The sequence below is a fragment of the Chitinophaga dinghuensis genome (assembly GCF_003259435.1).
Taxonomy (GTDB): Bacteria; Bacteroidota; Bacteroidia; order Chitinophagales; family Chitinophagaceae; genus Chitinophaga; species Chitinophaga dinghuensis.
The window spans coordinates 235,025-252,976 of sequence record NZ_QLMA01000002.1; the positions used below are offsets into that span (position 1 = coordinate 235,025).

Annotated in this window: 14 protein-coding genes and 1 tRNA gene; 6 read left to right on the forward strand and 9 right to left on the reverse strand. The window is 43.5% G+C overall.

Features of this window, described 5'->3' with window-relative positions:
• The first annotated feature begins 96 nt into the window (after positions 1 to 96).
• Positions 97 to 2,148 (forward strand): glucosidase family protein, encoded by a 2,052-nt coding sequence (locus tag CLV59_RS06165; RefSeq protein WP_211323753.1) that lies wholly within the window; start codon positions 97 to 99, stop codon positions 2,146 to 2,148.
• Positions 2,149 to 2,209: 61 nt separating this feature from the next.
• Here CLV59_RS06165 and CLV59_RS06170 read toward each other — a convergent pair whose 3' ends face one another.
• Entirely contained in the window at positions 2,210 to 4,354 is a 2,145-nt protein-coding gene (locus CLV59_RS06170) for an alpha-galactosidase (RefSeq protein ID WP_111591145.1), read from the reverse strand.
• Positions 4,355 to 4,589: 235 nt separating this feature from the next.
• Between CLV59_RS06170 and CLV59_RS06175 the strand changes: the two genes are divergently transcribed.
• Together CLV59_RS06175 and CLV59_RS06180 are read left to right on the forward strand one after the other, a co-directional pair.
• Positions 4,590 to 5,129, forward strand: coding sequence for a hypothetical protein (locus tag CLV59_RS06175; RefSeq protein ID WP_111591146.1), 540 nt, complete (start codon positions 4,590 to 4,592; stop codon positions 5,127 to 5,129).
• 113 nt (positions 5,130 to 5,242) lie between these two features.
• A complete protein-coding gene (locus tag CLV59_RS06180) occupies positions 5,243 to 6,286 on the forward strand; it encodes an SMI1/KNR4 family protein (protein ID WP_111591147.1) in 1,044 nt (347 codons plus the stop codon).
• A 32-nt stretch (positions 6,287 to 6,318) separates the two neighbouring features.
• On the opposite strand, the gene CLV59_RS06185 is transcribed toward CLV59_RS06180, so the two are convergent.
• The 5 genes from CLV59_RS06185 to recQ form a co-directional block, all read right to left on the reverse strand.
• Positions 6,319 to 7,152, reverse strand: a complete 834-nt coding sequence (locus CLV59_RS06185) for a hypothetical protein (RefSeq protein WP_111591148.1) — start codon at positions 7,150 to 7,152, stop codon at positions 6,319 to 6,321.
• 90 nt (positions 7,153 to 7,242) lie between these two features.
• Positions 7,243 to 7,608: a nuclear transport factor 2 family protein gene (locus CLV59_RS06190; protein ID WP_111591149.1), complete on the reverse strand. Its 366-nt coding sequence runs from the start codon at positions 7,606 to 7,608 to the stop codon at positions 7,243 to 7,245.
• A 573-nt stretch (positions 7,609 to 8,181) separates the two neighbouring features.
• Positions 8,182 to 8,257, reverse strand: a tRNA-Phe gene (locus CLV59_RS06200).
• 84 nt (positions 8,258 to 8,341) lie between these two features.
• On the reverse strand, positions 8,342 to 9,109 hold the full coding sequence (locus CLV59_RS06205) for a DUF3050 domain-containing protein (RefSeq protein ID WP_111591151.1): 768 nt from the start codon (positions 9,107 to 9,109) through the stop codon (positions 8,342 to 8,344).
• 48 nt (positions 9,110 to 9,157) lie between these two features.
• Positions 9,158 to 11,356, reverse strand: a complete 2,199-nt coding sequence (recQ, locus tag CLV59_RS06210; RefSeq protein WP_111591152.1) for a DNA helicase RecQ — start codon at positions 11,354 to 11,356, stop codon at positions 9,158 to 9,160.
• A gap of 163 nt (positions 11,357 to 11,519) precedes the next feature.
• Here recQ and CLV59_RS06215 point away from each other — a divergent pair, with 163 nt between their 5' ends.
• From CLV59_RS06215 to CLV59_RS06225, 3 genes are read left to right on the forward strand one after another with little or no spacing between them, the layout of a single operon-like run.
• Positions 11,520 to 12,494, forward strand: coding sequence for a KpsF/GutQ family sugar-phosphate isomerase (locus CLV59_RS06215; protein WP_111591153.1), 975 nt, complete (start codon positions 11,520 to 11,522; stop codon positions 12,492 to 12,494).
• 2 nt (positions 12,495 to 12,496) lie between these two features.
• The gene (locus CLV59_RS06220) at positions 12,497 to 13,588 is read left to right on the forward strand and encodes a mannose-1-phosphate guanylyltransferase (protein WP_111591154.1); all 1,092 of its coding nucleotides are present in this window, start codon (positions 12,497 to 12,499) and stop codon (positions 13,586 to 13,588) included.
• 9 nt (positions 13,589 to 13,597) lie between these two features.
• Complete coding sequence (locus CLV59_RS06225) at positions 13,598 to 14,731, forward strand: methionine aminotransferase (protein WP_111591155.1); 1,134 nt, start codon at positions 13,598 to 13,600, stop codon at positions 14,729 to 14,731.
• 122 nt (positions 14,732 to 14,853) lie between these two features.
• Here CLV59_RS06225 and CLV59_RS06230 read toward each other — a convergent pair whose 3' ends face one another.
• The 3 genes from CLV59_RS06230 to CLV59_RS06240 all read right to left on the reverse strand — a co-directional run bounded on the left by CLV59_RS06230 (position 14,854) and on the right by CLV59_RS06240 (position 17,787).
• On the reverse strand, positions 14,854 to 15,576 hold the full coding sequence (locus CLV59_RS06230) for a carbonic anhydrase family protein (RefSeq protein WP_317048643.1): 723 nt from the start codon (positions 15,574 to 15,576) through the stop codon (positions 14,854 to 14,856).
• Between the two features lie 39 nt (positions 15,577 to 15,615).
• The gene (locus CLV59_RS06235) at positions 15,616 to 17,250 is read right to left on the reverse strand and encodes a SulP family inorganic anion transporter (RefSeq protein WP_111591680.1); all 1,635 of its coding nucleotides are present in this window, start codon (positions 17,248 to 17,250) and stop codon (positions 15,616 to 15,618) included.
• 240 nt (positions 17,251 to 17,490) lie between these two features.
• On the reverse strand, positions 17,491 to 17,787 hold the full coding sequence (locus CLV59_RS06240; RefSeq protein ID WP_111591157.1) for a ParB N-terminal domain-containing protein: 297 nt from the start codon (positions 17,785 to 17,787) through the stop codon (positions 17,491 to 17,493).
• Between the last annotated feature and the right edge of the window lie 165 nt (positions 17,788 to 17,952).

The following is a 17,952-nucleotide window of genomic DNA, read 5'->3' on the forward strand; positions in this document are numbered from 1 at the left end:
CCTTGGTTTATAACGCTTTCATCTAATGTTTATCCCAAATATTATAATTTCTGCCTACGATCCTATAATTTACTCCCCGCTAAAATTCTACTCTTTATGAAACTACTGACACGGCTGTTTTGTTGTACAATGCTGCTGCATAATTACGTGTATGCACAGACGTTAAATACAGCCGAAAATGCAAACAGATGGGCCATAAACGGCCCTGGCAGCATCCGATGGACCATTGACCAGCGACTTCCCCACGAAGATCATATTGAAATGGCTGGCCTGAAATCAGCCCTCTGGCTGAGATACGGTGTAGATACCAACGGAGCCAGTGTACTCAACAGAACCCTCGTCTTCCCAACTTTCCGCCTGATCCCCAATAATACCCATGCTTCCATGATGTATACCATCGGAGATAAGGACCTGCCCCGCGTTTTGATAAATAATAAACCCTGGAGAGAAGATATCATTTTTGGCGCCCCTACGACATCCATTCCGGAAAAAGTCCAATATATCACCCATGATGGCATCACCACACTGGTAAGCGCTTTCACCGATAAAGACGGTAGCCTGCTGCTGAAACATTCCTTTTTCCCTTCTGTAGATAAACCATTGCTGATAGAAAAGATGGTGTTTGTCAATAATCGGAAAACCGCTACTACAGTAGAAATGGAAGGAATGGAGCTAAACCGTAATCCCTCCCTGGAAAAAACTTCCGACGGACCGCTGCACTTCGTAATGAATACGAATGGCGCTGGTTTGAAAACATTACAACCAGGCGATTCTGCTGTTGTGTATATAACGTATCAGGCTATACGAAAACAAGAAAAACCCATTCAAGCAGATCTTACTGCGGAGGAAAAAGCGCGCCGGAGCAGGATTGCGGGCATTGAAGACCTGATGCAACTGGAAACGCCAGATACTTTACTGAATACAGCTTTTCACTTTGCTAAACTCCGTGCTACGGAAAGCATCTATCTTACAAAAGGTGGATATATGCATGGCCCTGGCGGACTTCGTTACTACGCAGCCATCTGGGCAAATGACCAGGCGGAATATGTAAATCCGTTTTTCGGATTTCTCGGAGATGATATCGGCGCTAAATCAGCGATGAACAGCTATCGTTGGTTTGCATCCTATATGAATCCTGCCTTCAACCCAATTCCCAGTTCTATTGTGGCAGAAGGGGATGGTATCTGGCATGGGCGCCGCGACAGAGGCGACATGGCGATGATTGCATATGGCGCAAGCAGATTTGCCATGGCCCAGGGAGACGCGGATTCAGCGCGTGTGCTATGGCCACTCATCGAATGGTGCCTGGAGTACCTTCAAAAAAATGTTAACCAGGACGGCGTCGTCTTCTCCGACAGCGATGAACTGGAAGGCAGATTCCCGGCAGGTAAAGCAAATCTCAATACCAGCGCGCTCTACTATGATGCGCTGTGTTCTGCATCCATGTTAGGACAACAATTACATGTTCCTGCGAAACAACTGGCAGACTACAAATCCAGAGCAGTCACCCTGAAGAATAATATTGATAAGTACTTCGGAGCAAATATTGAAGGCTATAATACCTATCGCTACTATGCAGAGAATACTGTCCTTCGCGCATGGATTGCCACTCCTTTGGTGACAGGTATCATGGATAGAAAAGAAGGTACCATTGCTGCACTGTTTTCTCCTAAATTATGGACAGAAGATGGGGTAGCTTCTCAATCCGGCGACCGCACCTTCTGGGACAGATCAACGCTCTATGCGCTGCGTGGAGTACTGGCCGCAGGAGAAACGGAAAAAGCATTGAAATTCCTGGACTATTATTCCAACCGCCGACTCCTCGGCGAACACGTGCCATACCCGGTAGAAGCCTACCCTGAAGGAAATCAACGTCATTTGTCTGCCGAAAGTGGCCTCTATTGCCGGATATTCACAGAAGGTATGTTCGGTATGCGTCCTACAGGATTGAATAGTTTTGATTGTACGCCACGACTCCCAGCTAAATGGAATCGAATGTCAATTAAAAACATACATGCTTTCGGCAAAAAATTCGATCTGATGGTGAACAGAAAAAGTGCAGGTAAGTTATTGGTGACTGTAACTACAGATACTAACGTTAAAGCATATACGATAAATGATAATGCTACGCTTCATGTAACATTATAGGAATAAAAAAATGCCGTCTCCACCCGGTGAAGACGGCATTTTTTTATAGTTGAAACAACCGCTATTGTGCAGTTAATTCCAATACATTACTGGTGAGAGAAACCGCTCTGGGAGCCAGATTTAAACCTACCTTCATCAGGTAATCTCCACTGTAAGTCTGGTTAAATTTCAGGTTAGAAGTAGTGCCAGGGAAAAGGTTAATTTCCTTCACAGTATATTGTTTGGCCGGATCGAGTCCTTCGAGTTTCACATTACCGAAAATTTCCTTTCTTCTTACATTCATCATATAGTTGAATACGACCGCTTTTTGCTTATCTGCGGAAACGTATTGGAACACTGCTCTGTCGTCTTCATATGGAGAAACAACTCTGTACAGATCTCCGTACCATATTATATCACGTAAACGGCTATACGTAGCAACTGCATCATGACTAAATTGCATTTCCTGATCAGTGAACGCATCCACTTTGATATCGTAGCCTAGTTTACCCATCATCGCTACATCTGTGCGGAATTTCAGGGATTGTTTACCCCAGTTGGTAACGTGTGCCGACATCGTAATAGAAGGGAAGAAATGGCTGTAACCATATTGGATAAAGATTCTTTCCAGTCCATCTGTGTTATCGCTTGGCCAGAATTCAGTGAAGTATTTCATTGCGCCGTAGTCGGTACGCCCGCCACCGCCGCTGCAAAGCATGATAGGGAGGTGAGGGTATTTGCTTCTCACTCTTTCCATTACTTTATAAAAGCTGCGTACATAATCAATGAACAGATGGGATTGTTTTTCTTTCAGGTAGGGGCTGTAAGTATTGGTGAGCATACGATTGCAGTCCCATTTGATGTATGCAATACCTGGATTGTCAGATAATGTTTTATCCACAATGCCATATACAAAATCCTGTACGGCTGGATTTGTAAGATCCAGTACCAGTTGGTTTCTGAAGTAGTTTTCACTGCGGTTAGGTAGTTTCAGTATCCAATCTGGGTGTTTGGAGTAGAGATCGCTTTTCGGGTTTACCATTTCTGGTTCCAGCCATATACCGAATTTCACGCCTTGTTTTTCTGCTTCTTTCACTAAATACCCGAGGCCATGTGGAAGCTTGTCCTTGTTGGGTTCCCAGTCACCCAAACCTGTTTTATCGTTATTTCTTGGGTATTTATTTGCAAACCAGCCATCATCTAGCAGGAACATGTCTACTCCTAATTTCGCGGCGCCGCCGAAGAGTTCAGACAAACGTTTTTCATTGAAGTCGAAGCCGGTAGCCTCCCAGTTATTGAGTAGGGTTAGTCGCGGTGAATGACCATCCAGAATACCATAGTTTACTGCCCAATGGTGGAGATTGCGGCTGGCCTGGCCTTTACCGTTGGCTGACCAGGTAAAGATAAAGGCAGGAGTGGTGAATACCTCATTAGGAGCGAGCATATAGTCGCTTGCATAAGGATTAATGCCGGCATTGATATGTAGTTGATTCAGTTGATCTACTTCAAATGCGAAGCGGAAGTTGCCTGTCCATGCGAGTGTTCCGGCGAGTACGGCGCCGGCGTTTTCAGTTGCCGGATTATCGAGTGCCAGGAGGAACATGGGAGATTGGTACATATTGGCTCTGGTACCCAGTTTGCTATCCAGTATTTTCATGCCGGCTGTTAATGGTTGTTCTTCCATTTTCACTTCGGAAGCCCAGTCGCCGTGGAACTGCGTCATGTAATACTTGTCTGCGTTAAAGTGCAGCATGGAAGAGGAGTAGTCGGTCAGACGTACTGCTTGTTTTTCGCTATGTTTTATTTCGCTCCATGCTTTGATGACATCTTCATTGTAATAGCTTTCAAAGTGGAGTATAACGTTTACCGGATATACGGGATCTTTCAGAACGATATCGGTGGCGGTAACATTATTATCTTTTTTATTGACCTGATGAGAAACATATTTCAGTTCCAGCGAAGGGTTACCATCGTTATGAACGATGCGGATAGCGGGTTCCAGCAGGCTTTCCATGCCTGCGGTAACGTAGGCTTCCTGGGACGACTTATTCAAAGTGTCAGTATTTTCGGGCTGTAATTTTTCACCCAGATATTTCTGGATGAGTCGACCTTGCTGATTGGTGGTATAAACCAGGTTGGTATGTGCAGTGCTGATTCTGATCAGTTGTTGTTGCGCATAGGAGGCCGTGGAATATAGCAGCAGAAATAGTGCTGTAATTTTTTTCATGCGGTTCATTTTACTTGCGGGCAGATTAAGCGTATTATTTACAAATAAAAGCCAAGAATATCGGATATTCTAATAGTTTATTATCAGAATTTGGGCTGTAATGGGCATGGTATGGGAAATTAGCAAAAGCCTGCTGAGGAGGATGTGGTTGTTAACATTTGATACACAAACTGAAGCAGATCAATTTATTAATTGCGCGAGATAAGAGCATTAACCCAATCTAACCCAGAAAGTCATGTTTGTTAACCTGCACAAGCTAATAGCGTTTGTGAGCATACCCAATGGCGGTATATATGATACTGCGCACAGGGTATTTGAGCGATCTAGTTTTTTCCCGTTTAAGGGGCCTATAACTGTACCCAAATTTGGCTCACAGCGTTTTGCCATATTGAATTTGAATAATAGTCGGGTATATACGAGAGATTATTTGCCGGAATTACTACGGTTTATTGCTATCCATGAACGAACGGAATGTTGTCTGGTGTTGAATCTGGTGTTGTATGATTATGGGCCGCATCATATTGGGCCAATCGTCAACAGGTTGAACAGGAGTCAGTTTGATGTGCATTACATTATTGTGAGTAGTAATTATGGGGATAACAGGATTATTACCGATGAGATGACAGCCAATTTTGCTGGGATGGTCCAGCGGGGTGTGATTCATGTGAACGATACGTTGGTGCGAGGTGCTGTTATTCGACTGAAACAGCGTGCCGATGAAATCAGCCAGATGATTAAGGAGATTTTAAAAGAGCGGAGAATAGGGTATATGTAGTATTTCGGGAGATGCGTGTCTCACTGTTGATATAAACTACTATATCAACCGGAGCGTCGTTGCCAGTTACATCATTGCTTTTGATATATTGTGAAGGCGAAAAACCTATCACTATGGAAAACTATATCCCACAGGTAGCAAGAATCAAAAAGAAGCTGGCCATCATGCGTGTGCGGGACAAAGAGTTCAATGTTTTTGGCGCAGTATCCCATCAATATAAATTGAAGCCTGTACTTACTGAACAGGAACTGGCTCTCATTGAAGCGAAGACGCCTTATCCATTACCTGCAGCTTTTAAAACTTTCCTTGCGGAAATTGGGAATGGAGGTGCTGGTCCGGATCATGGGGTTTGGGGATTATACCTCTCTGGCTACCAGGATACTCCTGCACAAATAACCCGTCGGCAGGAGTATTTACCGGTGATATTTTCTCCGGATTCAACACCGGAGGACTGGAAATCTGCTGTAGAACATCTGGAAGCGACATTTACAGCCCCGGAAATCGAAGATCAGCTTACTGTTGATAGTTGTGCTCAGATAGAACCGGAAACCCGTATGATGGGCGGATTATTAGAAATTGGAGAGGTAGGTTGCGGTGTGTCTAATTACCTGGTGATGCATGGCGAGCATCAGGGGAGGGTTGTGCATAATCCACATTATTTAGGGAAACCTGTTTTTTATGAACAGGATAACTTCCTGGATTGGTATGAAGAATGGCTGGATAATTTGCTCAAAGGAGAAGGACATATTCCTATCAGGATTAATGGTACTTTCTTCTCAAGGGGAAAACATACAGCGGAGAAGATACTGCAGGTTTACGATAAAGCCGCTATTGTGGAAGACAAGCTGATTATACTGACTGCTTTATTTCCTGGTTCAGGATTATCTCCGGCTAATATAGCAGTACTTGAAAAAATATATACCCATCCTGATGAGCGGCTTAAATGGAAAGCATTGGCTTTATTGACGATGCATGCTTATGATATTGCCAGGCCATTACTTAAAATGGAATGGAAGCAGCATCAGGAGGAGGTGTTGTCTTACATATATACATTGGCAGATCAGCATGCGGGAGATTGGCAGGAAGAGATAAGTATGTTTATGAAGAGCAGTAGTAGTAATTGGGTATTGAGGGAGGAGCTGGAAGGACTACAGTAGTATTAAAAAATAATGGGCATAAAAAAAGGTCATCAATTTGATGACCTTCTCTTCTCCTGGTCTTTTGTTATATTCTCCCAGGCTTCCTTGGTAAGCGTTACAAGCTGGTCGCTCAGGCAGTTCCAGATGGAATAATAATTTTGAGAGATAACAATATGTTGTTTCCAGTGGGCAAATTTTTCATATAGCATCAATGTGCAAATATCAGTTGGCGTGATAAAATCGCCTGTTTCAGGGAGATGGGAATGCATCGTAACCTGACCTTCCTCTGTTTGATATTGAATGGGAATGATATTCTTATGCAAGGCTTTCTTCTCCTTTACATTCCCTTTTTCATCAAAAGTGATTAGGTAATCATTTCCAAAAATGACGACCCCGTTTACTTTGGGACCGGTCAATACATATGCTTTTCTCTCACCATTACTGATGAGTGGTACCAAGTTCAGATTGGTATTGTTATATGATTTGAAGGTAGTGTCAGTGTTTACTAACTTCAGCGCCTTGTTACGGATGGTTAGCAGCTCGCCTTCATAGGTTGTCAATGGCCGTGTAACGAAATCTTTTTGGGCGGTTTGGGTATTATAGGTGTTATCGAACGTAATGGTAGCGATCACCACTGGCGTATCACCCTTGCTATAAAATATACAGGTAGCATTGTTATCACTGGAATAGGAGAGATAACCGCCACTTTTATCAGGTGCGAAATAAGCATCCCTGAAAATATCTGTTCCATACCAGGAGGCCATCTCCGAACGGTATAGTCTTCTTCCTTCTGCTTCAATGGCGGCTGTTGTGTGGTCGATGTCCTGTGCAGAGGTAGTATATGCCATAGCCAGGAAGGGTACCAGGAATAAGATTCTTTTCATGTATAGATATAGGTTGGGTGAAATCTTAGCCAATATAAATGATTTAGTCCGTTATCTATTTAAAGAGACTTGCCTTGGGCGCCTTAGCGCTTATTTTTTTGCATCCACCACTGCCAGGTTATTGACGATCCGCCATTCATTATCTGTATCCAGCACCAGGGAATTATAGGAAACAAAATAGTTTTCAGCACTTTCCAGGCGTAGTTTGACCATGGCGATGGTACCACATTCCTCTATCGATTCAATCTCCATTTTTCTAGGTAGTCCTCCGAAAATACCATCCCGTATATTTTGCAGGTACTTTTCTTTACCGATGATGGTTACGCCTGGTGTTCCCATAAAACCGTTGTTGGTCACCCGGAAGTCCTTATGCAGTACTTTATCCAATAATGCGGTATCGCTGTTGTCGCCGCCTTTTACAAAGTTGATGATGGTTTGTTCTATTTTGTTTGACATATTGATCTTTTTTAAGAGTGGGATAGATAGGTATTGTTATTGTTTTAGTGGTTTAACCAGTTCCGGAACAGTCGATTCAGTAAAGGAACCAGGCCATAAACCATGACAGGTACAGCTATGATTGTCAAAATCAGGGTTCTGAGATATAGAGGAAGGTCTTTGAGGTAGCTTCCCAGTGATATTGTTAATAGGGTAATTAGCGGATAGATTGCCAGCCAGATGATAAAGGCTCTTTTGTGTTGTTCGTGTTGTTTCATAAACTACCGTTTTTAATTGTTTGCGTTGTTATGATAGAAAGACAAACGGGAAAATGAAAACGTGACAACAATTTTAAAAAAGTGGGATATTTTATTTTTGGGGTGGTGGTAAGGGAACTGACGAAATGGACGACGGTGTTAATGATGACGAAGCTATTTCAATATTATATGCGAAGGGAGATAATTGTGCTGATAGAAGCAGGGTGGAGGAATAATAGTTTGCTGCAAGAACAAACACATTCTTTGACTATATGGTTGGAAAGAAGTCTGGACAGGGTATAAATAAAAAATCCTCACATTGCTGTGAGGATTTTTCTGGTGGTGTGAGGCGGGATCGAACCGCCGACACAAGGATTTTCAGTCCTTTGCTCTACCGACTGAGCTACCGCACCATCCTTATTTTGTTGCCCCGTCTCGTGTGATGGGATTGCAAAAGTACAACTTCTTTTGAATCTGCAAAATTTTTTTTCAGATTTTTATAAAAAAACTTTTTCGTCGAGAATTGCGGACCAGAGTTGATGTCTCCAAACCAGCGACTGTTGGGCATATTGGGCTGCTTCGTTCCATTTGTTCTCATCGTCGCCACAGAGCTCTTGTACCATTTGCATAGCGAGTTGACTGTGATGATCGCCGTCTACTTCGATATGTCTTTCCAGATAATAGATGAAAGTGGTGAGCTTGCCGGGGAATTTCTGATCCAGGTCTTTTACAAGCGCGTAGAACATATCAGGGATCAGGTCTTCTCTACCAAAGGTGAATACTGCCGCCATCACATGTGGTTTTTCGGAGGCAATTACATCAAATGTAAATTTGAGGAACCCTTTTACGCCTTCTGGCAGTGCAGCTGCTGCGATGGCTTCCTGGATAGGAGTACCGCTCACGGCAGCCTGTATGAGGCTACGGATAGCGCTGGTATCTGCGCCAGCCTGCACCATAGCGCTTTCGTATAATTCAAAATGAGAACAACGGTTACCATCTGCATCTACGTCACTTTCTTCACCTGTAACAATTTCATTGATCAGGTAACGTGTAGCAGCATTGCCTTTTGGAATCCAGGGCACATTAACGCAGGTCAGCTGTTGCTGTAACCCTTTTAACAGTGACATGAAGTCCCATACCGCATAGACATGGTATTGCATAAAGATGCGAACATCTTCCAGCGTTTGTAATTCGCTATATAATGGGTGTGCAACTACCTTTTCTCTGGCAGGAGCAATGATTTCCTGAATTCTCGTGATACTCATGATAATTTTTTGCGTGCAAACATTCACTTTTTGACTCTTTCCGGCGGATTAGTTTCCGTATACCACCAGGAATTTAATTCTCATCAGTTTTAACTGTTCCAGTGTATAATCGCTGTCGATCAGCTCTTCACGGGCGAGGGCCAGACTGGAAGTTTCACAACCTTTAAAGTATTCCATGATTTCGTCCTGGGCATAGTCGTCCAGTTCTTCATCCAGGCAATAGTCTACATTCAGCTTGGTACCGCTGGCAACGATTGTTTCCATTTCATCCAGCAGTTTAGCAATAGTCAGTTCTTTGTTTTTAGCGATAGTTTCCAGCGGAATTTTCTTATCGATATTCTGGATAATGAAAACTTTCAGTCCGCTTTTATTTACTACGCTCTTCATCACGAAATCATCCGGTTTGGTGATATCGTTTTCTTCCACAAACTTGGCGATAACATCTACGAATTGTTTACCGTAGCGTATAGCCTTTCCTTTACTGACGCCCTGGATTTTTTCCAGTTCCTGTACAGTGGTAGGATATTGGGTGGCCATGTCTTCCAGAGAGGTCTCCAGGAAGATAACGAATGGCGGGAGATTTCTTTCTTTAGATACTTTTTTACGTAGTTCTTTCAGTAGTTCGAAGAGTACAGGATCTGCCGACACTTGTGCTGCGCTTGCTTCTTCTTCATCTTCGCCATGTTCTTCATCGAACTGATGGTTGAGTGCCACCATGATGGAGTATGGTTTTTTGAGGAATTTGGTGCCTTTTTCTGTCACTTTCAGCAAACCATATTCTTCGATATCTTTTTCAATCAATCCTTCCAGCATCATCTGACGGAGGAGGGAATTCCAGAAGTGTGCGTCAAACTCTTTTCCTTCGCCGAATACTTCCAGTTGGTCGTGGCGATAGGTGGATATTTGCGGACTGGTTTTTCCGGTGATGATATTTACTACGTATTCAGAACCGAAGCGTTCTTCCAGGGCGCGGATTGTTTTTAAGGCAATTACCACGCGGTTTTTCACTTCGATTTTTTCTTTCGGATTGCGGCAGTTATCGCACTGGCCACAATTTTCCACTTGGTAGTCTTCACCGAAGTAGTGCAGGATTACTTTACGTCGGCAAACAGCGCTTTCTGCGTAGGCAACGGTTTCATTAATCAACTGGGCGCCCATTTCGCGTTCGCTGAGCGGTTTGTCGCGCATGAGATGTTCCAGTTTCTGTACATCCTTGTGAGAATAGAAACAGATACAGTTTCCTTCCAGTCCGTCGCGGCCAGCTCTTCCTGTTTCCTGGTAATAGTTTTCCAGGCTTTTAGGAATGTTATAGTGAATAACAAAACGAACGTCTGGTTTATCGATACCCATACCAAAAGCGATCGTAGCCACGATTACTTCCACATCTTCATGGAGGAACATGTCCTGGCGTTGAGCTCTGGTAGCAGGATCGAGACCAGCATGGTATGCAACGGCCTTGATATTATTGGCCACCAGCATATCGGCCAGTTCTTCGGTCGTTTTACGGTTGAGGGTATAAATAATACCGCTCTTTCCCTTATGCTGATGGATATATTTTACTATTTCTTTGATAATCAGATCTTTCTTACGCTTCTGTCTGATTTCATAATACAGATTAGGACGGTTGAAAGAGGAGATAAAGATATTAGGCGTATTTAATCCCAGATTCTTCACGATATCGCTCTGTACTTTTGGAGTAGCAGTAGCGGTAAGCGCGATGATAGGAAGGTTGTTGCTGATTTGCTCAATCATTTCTTTCAGACGACGGTATTCCGGTCTGAAATCATGCCCCCATTCAGAGATACAGTGGGCTTCATCCACTGCAATGAAAGATATTTCCAGCTCTCTGAAGAAATCCAGATTTTCCTGTTTGGTAAGCGTTTCTGGTGCTACATAGAGCATCTTTGTTTTACCGGAAAGCAGGTCTGTGCGCACTTTTTTAATTTGCGCTTTAGAAAGGGTGGAATTGAGGAAGTGAGCAACATTATCCTTACTGCTATATCCACGAACCAGGTCTACCTGGTTTTTCATTAAAGCAATAAGCGGAGATACGATGAGCGCACATCCTGGGCTCATCAAAGCTGGCAATTGGTAGCATAATGACTTACCTCCACCAGTTGGCATGATCACAAAAGTATCTTTACCTGAGAGGATGCTTTTTATTATGATTTCCTGATTTCCCTTAAAGGAATCGAACCCGAAATGTTCGCGTAATGCATCCATCAAACTTTCCTTAACAACAGCCATTGCATTTCATTTTAATACGGTAAACTCTAAAGAACTAACAAATGACAAATTTAGTTTATATGTTTTTTAGGGGACACGAAGTTACTTAAAAAAGTGCGGACAGGCAATATTAATTCAGTATAGTTCCCTTGCTGGCTAAAAAATGATAAATTTGTAAATAGTCATGAAAAAGAATCTAACGATCGATATAGGACAGGTTGCCAAGCGTACAATTGCAATGGAGGCGTCAGCTATCAATGATTTGCAACAGTTTATAGATGCAGATTTTGAGAAAGTGGTGGAACTCATTGCAACATGTGAGGGGCGACTGGTCGTAACAGGCATTGGAAAAAGTGCCATCATCGCTCAAAAAATAGTTGCTACCCTCAACTCAACTGGTACCCCGGCCTTATTTATGCATGCTGCAGACGCCATTCATGGCGATCTCGGGATGATCCGGCAGGAAGATATCGTGATGTGTATCTCTAAAAGCGGCACTTCCTCTGAGATTAAAGTACTGGTTCCTCTTGTAAAGAATTTTGGAAACACGCTGATTGCCATGGTAGGAAATACCGCTTCCTTCCTGGCTGTAGAAGCGGATTATATCCTGAATACGACCGTTTCTCAAGAGGCCTGTCCCAACAACCTGGCGCCCACTACCAGCACCACTGCGCAGTTGGCAATGGGAGATGCTTTGGCAGTATGCCTAATCGAATGGCACGGCTTTACAGCGGCAGATTTTGCCAAGTTCCATCCAGGCGGTGCATTAGGAAAAAAATTATACCTGAAAGTGCAGGATCTCAGTAAACTGCATCAGGCTCCTAAAGTATTGTTAAATAGTTCGTTGAGAGATGTGATAGTGGAGATCTCCTCCAAAATGCTAGGTGTGACAGCGGTACTGGACGATAATGGCGCTCTGCAAGGTATTATTACAGATGGCGACTTACGTCGGATGCTGGAAAAGAATGTGGCGCCGGAAACGGTGACCGCTAAAGATATCATGTCGCTCCATCCTAAGAATATTCAACAGGATGAGCTCGCTATTAACGCATTAGAAATGATGCGTAAAAATGATATCACACAATTGCTCGTAATGGATGAGAACAGATATACGGGCATTATCCATTTACATGATTTAATTAGAGAAGGAATTATATAGCAATGACACAACTTAATAACCACTTTTACGTGGCAATAATGGCCGGCGGCATTGGAAGCCGTTTCTGGCCTCATAGTCGTACGGATAATCCCAAACAATTCCTGGATATCCTGAATACGGGGAAAACCTTACTTCAATGGACCTATGAGCGTTTTTCCCAGTTTATACCTAAGAATAACATCTTTGTTGTTACACATCATCAGTATTCAGGAAAAGTAGCGGAACAGCTGCCGGAACTCCCGCTCGAGAATATCGTCAGCGAGCCATCCCGTAAGAATACTGCACCTTGTGTGGCATACATCTCCCATAAAATTAATAAACAGGATCCCAAAGCAAATATTATCTGTGCGCCTGCTGATCACCTTATCATGGACAGCACCGCTTTTACTAATGCTTGCCTGAATGCATTGCTGTTCGTACAGAAACACAGTGCTTTACTGACGCTGGGAATCAAGCCTACCCGTCCTGATACAGGATATGGCTATATTCAGTTTGAACCGCAGCATGTGGCAGATAATATCTATCAGGTAAAAACATTCACCGAAAAGCCTAACCTGGAACTGGCCAAAACCTTTATCCAGAGCGGCGATTTCCTTTGGAATGCTGGCATCTTCGTATGGAATGTGCAAACCATCCTGGCCGCATTTAAAAAGTATCTTCCGGAAACAGACGAGTTATTCGTTGCTGCTACACCAGCCTTGAATACGCCGGAAGAGAAGGAAGCCATTGAGAAAGTATATCCGCAATGCACCAATATTTCCATTGATTATGGTATTATGGAAAAAGCGGACAACGTATATGTGATTCCTTCTAATTTTGGCTGGAGTGATCTGGGAACATGGGCATCTGCCTATGAAAATATCGAGAAGGATTACCTTGGTAATGCTGTACAAGGAAAGAATGTAGTCGTGATAGACGCTACCAAATGTATGGTTAAGGCTCCTAACGAAAAACTCGTACTGCTGCAGGGACTGGATGAGATGATTGTAATTGATACTCCTGATGTATTGCTGATCGCGAAGAAAGATCATGAGCAACAAATCAAGGATTATGTAGCGGAAATAAAAAGAAACAAAGGCGAAAAGTATCTTTAAGCAATTGTCATGTCCAAACTGCCTAACGTCGGCACTACCATATTCTCGGTGATGTCGGCGCTTGCCGCCGAACACAAGGCCATCAATCTGTCGCAGGGATTCCCTGATTTCGACTGCAGCGATGAACTGAAAGCAATGGTGAATGATGCCATGCAACAAGGGTATAACCAGTATGCTCCCATGCCGGGGCTGCCTGCACTGCGCAATGCCATCGCTGAAAAAGTAATGGCATTGTACGGACAACAGGTAGATCCTGAAACAGAGATTACGATCACGCCAGGAGGCACCTATGCGATCTATACTGCCATTGCAGCGTATATCCATCCGGGTGATGAGGTGATTATCTTCGAGCCTGCTTATGACAGTTATATTCCCAATGTATTGGTGAATGGTGGAAAGCCGGTACGCATATCGTTGTCTTTCCCTGATTATCGTATTAACTGGCAGGAAGTTCGTAGCAAGATCACTCCGCGTACAAAGATGATCATGATAAATACGCCGCATAATCCTACTGGCGCGATCTTACAGGAAGAGGATATTCTCGAACTGGAGAAATTGGTGGCAGAATTTGATTTGCTCGTATTATCAGATGAAGTATATGAACATCTGGTGTATGATGGGGCTCAGCATCTCAGCATATTAAAGTATCCGAATATTTTCAGGAATAGCTTTGTGACGTTTTCTTTTGGAAAAGTATTTCACAATACGGGATGGAAAATGGGCTATTGTATTGCTCCGAAACACCTGATGCAGGAGTACCGGAAAGTGCATCAGTATCTCTGCTTCTCGGTGAATACGCCTATGCAGCATGGATTAGCCAGGTTTTTGGCTACGCCGTCGCATTATCTGGAGCTGTCGTCCTTTTACCAGGAGAAAAGAGATTATTTCCTGGAGCTGATGCGCGATTCCAGGTTTACGCCGTTAGCCAGCAAGGGTAGTTATTTCCAACTGATGAAGTACGATCGTATTTCTGACGAAGGAGATAAAGCATTTGCCACACGCATCACCAAAGAGTTTGGTGTGGCATCTATTCCCGTATCTGCATTTTATGAGAATGGGAAAGATGATCATGTGGTGCGTTTTTGTTTTGCCAAGAAGAAAGAGACGCTGGAGCAAGCTGCAGCGCGACTTTCCCGCATATAAAAAAAGTAGGAGGCTGTTAATAACCGCTCTATACAATCACCCCTAAAAAGATTGCGTCGGGCTGGTTATTAACGCCTCCTGTTATTGAACACAGACATTCCCTATATAAAAGGCGGCAGTTTTTATACCGCTACTGCCGGCGCGCTTTCCGTGATTCCTTCCAGCACCAGTGTGTGGTCCATGAAAGCGACAACGCCGGTTTCCACATCGTAGGATGCGCCGATGATGCCTATCTCTCCTTTAAGGATCATATCTCTCAGGATTACACTTTGTTCCATGATGGCTTGTACAGAACGTTCCACGTGAATTTTTGAAACGGCTTCCACAAAAGCAGGATTATGAGAATTACGTTCTTCTGTTACAGATTTTTCTGCAAATACCGCAGGCGCAATTTTGCTCAGCAGCGCTGTGAGGTTGCCGAGTTCTACTGCATCGCAAGCGCCTTTGATAGCGCCGCATTTGCTGTGACCCAGTACCACGATGAATTTGGAACCGGCTACCTTGCAGGCATACTCCAGGCTGCCCAGTACGTTTTCAGATACAACGTTACCGGCTAAACGAATACTGAATATATCTCCGAGACCCTGATCAAAGATCAGTTCCGCTGATGTACGGGAGTCCATGCAGCTGACAATGGCCGCCATTGGCCATTGTCCGTTGGAAGTATCATTTACCATCTGCAGGAGATTGCGATTGATGCGTAAGTTTTCCACAAAGCGGATGTTACCTGCTTTGAGTAACTCGAATGCTTGTCTTGGTGTAATGTTTGCCTGTGCTATTTTATCAAGTGTTTTCATTTTTGTCATTTTTTGTTGGTGAATAATAATTGATGATGAAAAGGGCATGGCTTCCGTGGGTTACTCCTTTATCATCATTATGCTTCTTTAATTAAGTTGTAACTCTTTTAGCAGGTCATTATGATTTCCGGACGCGATCGTGTGTACGTGTCCGTTAGTTAGTTTGGCCTGTTGCTCAGCTGTCAGGTTTGGGGAGTTCTGGATATTATAGACTTCCTTGAAACCGGTGAGCACAACCTGAATGTTTTTCTGAGGAGCTTTTATCTCCTTAAATTCCCGGATGGTCTGTAACACATCGAAATCTATATAAGCCGTTTTGGTGGCGTCAATGATAACAGTGGTGTTACCTGGCAGGTGATCCAGTGTCAACAGAATGCTGGCTTTATTCAGGAAGGAAACTTCCTGTGCCAGTTCCAGCTTTATACTATCGCCATGTTGGTATTTTTCTTTCTTGAAGAAGTAGGAGCTTTTCATGTTACCGCGGAGAATTGCCATTACGCTGACAACCATACCCAATGCAATACCGATCAGGAGATCAGTGAAAACGATGGCAACAACGGTAACTACGAAAGGCGCCCATTGGTATTTACCGTTTTTAAACATCTCCTTGAAGATGGAGATCTTACACAGTTTATAGCCGGTTACCAGCAGTACAGCCGCGAGGGTAGCCAATGGTATCATGTTCAGGAAAGGCGCAATCAACGCAGTACATATGAGGAGGAGCGCGCCATGCGACATGGTGGCCAGCTTGGTACGGCCGCCAGCATTGATATTCGCACTGGAACGAACGATCACAGAAGTAATCGGTAATCCACCAATCAGACCACTAATGATATTACCAATTCCTTGCGCTTTCAATTCTCTGTTAGGAGAAGTGTAGCGCTTCATTGGATCTAATTTATCTGTTGCTTCTACGTTCAATAATGTTTCTATGGATGCTACAATAGCTACTGTAACTGCGGTAATCCAGACTTCCTTATTAGTGATCGCGGCAAAATTCGGAAGGGTAAACTGACCTAGAAAGTCGTTCAACCCCTGTGGTACCGGGAGTCTTACCAGATGTTTTTCCCCCAGAGCCAGCACGGCGCTTGCTGAGAAAGCCTTATTCAGGATGATACCTGTAATTACGGCTACCAGCGGCGCCGGCACGACACTGACTTTGGGAACTTTGCTCCAATACAGAATAATGAGAATTGATATGACGGTTATAATGGTAGCCCCTAAGCTGATATGGTTAATAGCTGCGAGCAAAGTATTTTCTGCGTCTACAAATTCATATACACTGTCACTGCTTTTATCGTATCCGAATGCATATGGCAATTGCTTCATAATAATAATGATCCCAATGGCCGTCAGCATACCGGTAATCACATTGGAAGGGAAGTAATTCGCCACGGTTCCTGCTTTTATCAGGCCGAATACCAGCTGAATAGCGCCGGCAATTACCACGCTCAGCAAGAAGATGTCGAATGCTCCCAGTTTAGTGATGGAACTCAGTACCACCGCTGTGAGTCCGGCTGCAGGGCCGCTGACACTCAGTTGTGAGCCGCTGAGAAATCCAATAACCAGACCGCCTACAATGCCAGCTATCATGCCGGAAAACAGCGGGGCGCCGGAGGCCAGGGCAATACCTAAGCACAACGGCACTGCAATGAGGAAAACTACAAGACCTGAAGACAGGTCGCCTTTTATATTGGAGAAGATGGAAGTCTGTTTGTTCATGGCAATAGAATTTTTCACTTTAGGAATCGCGCTTCCGGATAGCAGCATACCAATACAGCATGCGGCAACCGTGGAAGTATACCTACAGGAATAATGAGCTACATTGTACGACAAGACCACCCTTGTAGACATATACTAATACATGAATACACGTGTCAGCGCGCGTAGCGACAAAAAAGCGTTAAATAAAAAATAGAATGAGAATAATACTGTACAGACAACGTACAGTGAAACTATGTATTAGGCCATGAAGCCATTGGGAGGGGGACAATGTATTTCCTGGGCAGGACTACTGGGAATATTTTCGTTGGAATGAAATCTGTTTACCTTTAATTCTTTAGTAAGATGAAATCTTAACAGATCATCAGAGACACTACAGAACTTTAATTCTTTGGCCATCTTTACATGATCATGGCCCGCATCTATCGGATGTTCTTCCACAATCTGATTATTGAACAGCAGCTTTCCGACCTCCTTGATAGGGAGGAACTGAGACACCATTAGTGCCAACAGAAATATGCCGATCGCTTTCTTCATGTGTTAAACCGTTGATACAAAAGTAAATTAGGAGAATGATAAATAATAAAACATGGTAATTAAAAAAATGTTAAAGCGCGTTAACAGATTTTCATCCCTATCATTTTACCACTCATCCTAATTAATTAAATTAGTAAAATAATATATGTGTTCGCCATTTCCCTT

Bases quoted from the DNA above. Each gene is read 5' to 3' on its own strand.
- CLV59_RS06235 (WP_111591680.1), bottom strand. From the start codon at position 17,250: ATGAACAAACAGACTTCCATCTTCTCCAATATAAAAGGCGACCTGTCT.
- recQ (WP_111591152.1), bottom strand. From the start codon at position 11,356: ATGGCTGTTGTTAAGGAAAGTTTGATGGATGCATTACGCGAACATTTC.
- CLV59_RS06190 (WP_111591149.1), bottom strand. From the start codon at position 7,608: ATGTCAAACAAAATAGAACAAACCATCATCAACTTTGTAAAAGGCGGC.
- CLV59_RS06220 (WP_111591154.1), top strand. From the start codon at position 12,497: ATGACACAACTTAATAACCACTTTTACGTGGCAATAATGGCCGGCGGC.
- CLV59_RS06180 (WP_111591147.1), top strand. From the start codon at position 5,243: ATGGAAAACTATATCCCACAGGTAGCAAGAATCAAAAAGAAGCTGGCC.
- CLV59_RS06230 (WP_317048643.1), bottom strand. From the start codon at position 15,576: ATGCCCTTTTCATCATCAATTATTATTCACCAACAAAAAATGACAAAA.
- CLV59_RS06185 (WP_111591148.1), bottom strand. From the start codon at position 7,152: ATGAAAAGAATCTTATTCCTGGTACCCTTCCTGGCTATGGCATATACT.
- CLV59_RS06175 (WP_111591146.1), top strand. From the start codon at position 4,590: ATGTTTGTTAACCTGCACAAGCTAATAGCGTTTGTGAGCATACCCAAT.
- CLV59_RS06240 (WP_111591157.1), bottom strand. From the start codon at position 17,787: ATGAAGAAAGCGATCGGCATATTTCTGTTGGCACTAATGGTGTCTCAG.
- CLV59_RS06205 (WP_111591151.1), bottom strand. From the start codon at position 9,109: ATGAGTATCACGAGAATTCAGGAAATCATTGCTCCTGCCAGAGAAAAG.
- CLV59_RS06215 (WP_111591153.1), top strand. From the start codon at position 11,520: ATGAAAAAGAATCTAACGATCGATATAGGACAGGTTGCCAAGCGTACA.
- CLV59_RS06165 (WP_211323753.1), top strand. From the start codon at position 97: ATGAAACTACTGACACGGCTGTTTTGTTGTACAATGCTGCTGCATAAT.
- CLV59_RS06225 (WP_111591155.1), top strand. From the start codon at position 13,598: ATGTCCAAACTGCCTAACGTCGGCACTACCATATTCTCGGTGATGTCG.
- CLV59_RS06170 (WP_111591145.1), bottom strand. From the start codon at position 4,354: ATGAAAAAAATTACAGCACTATTTCTGCTGCTATATTCCACGGCCTCC.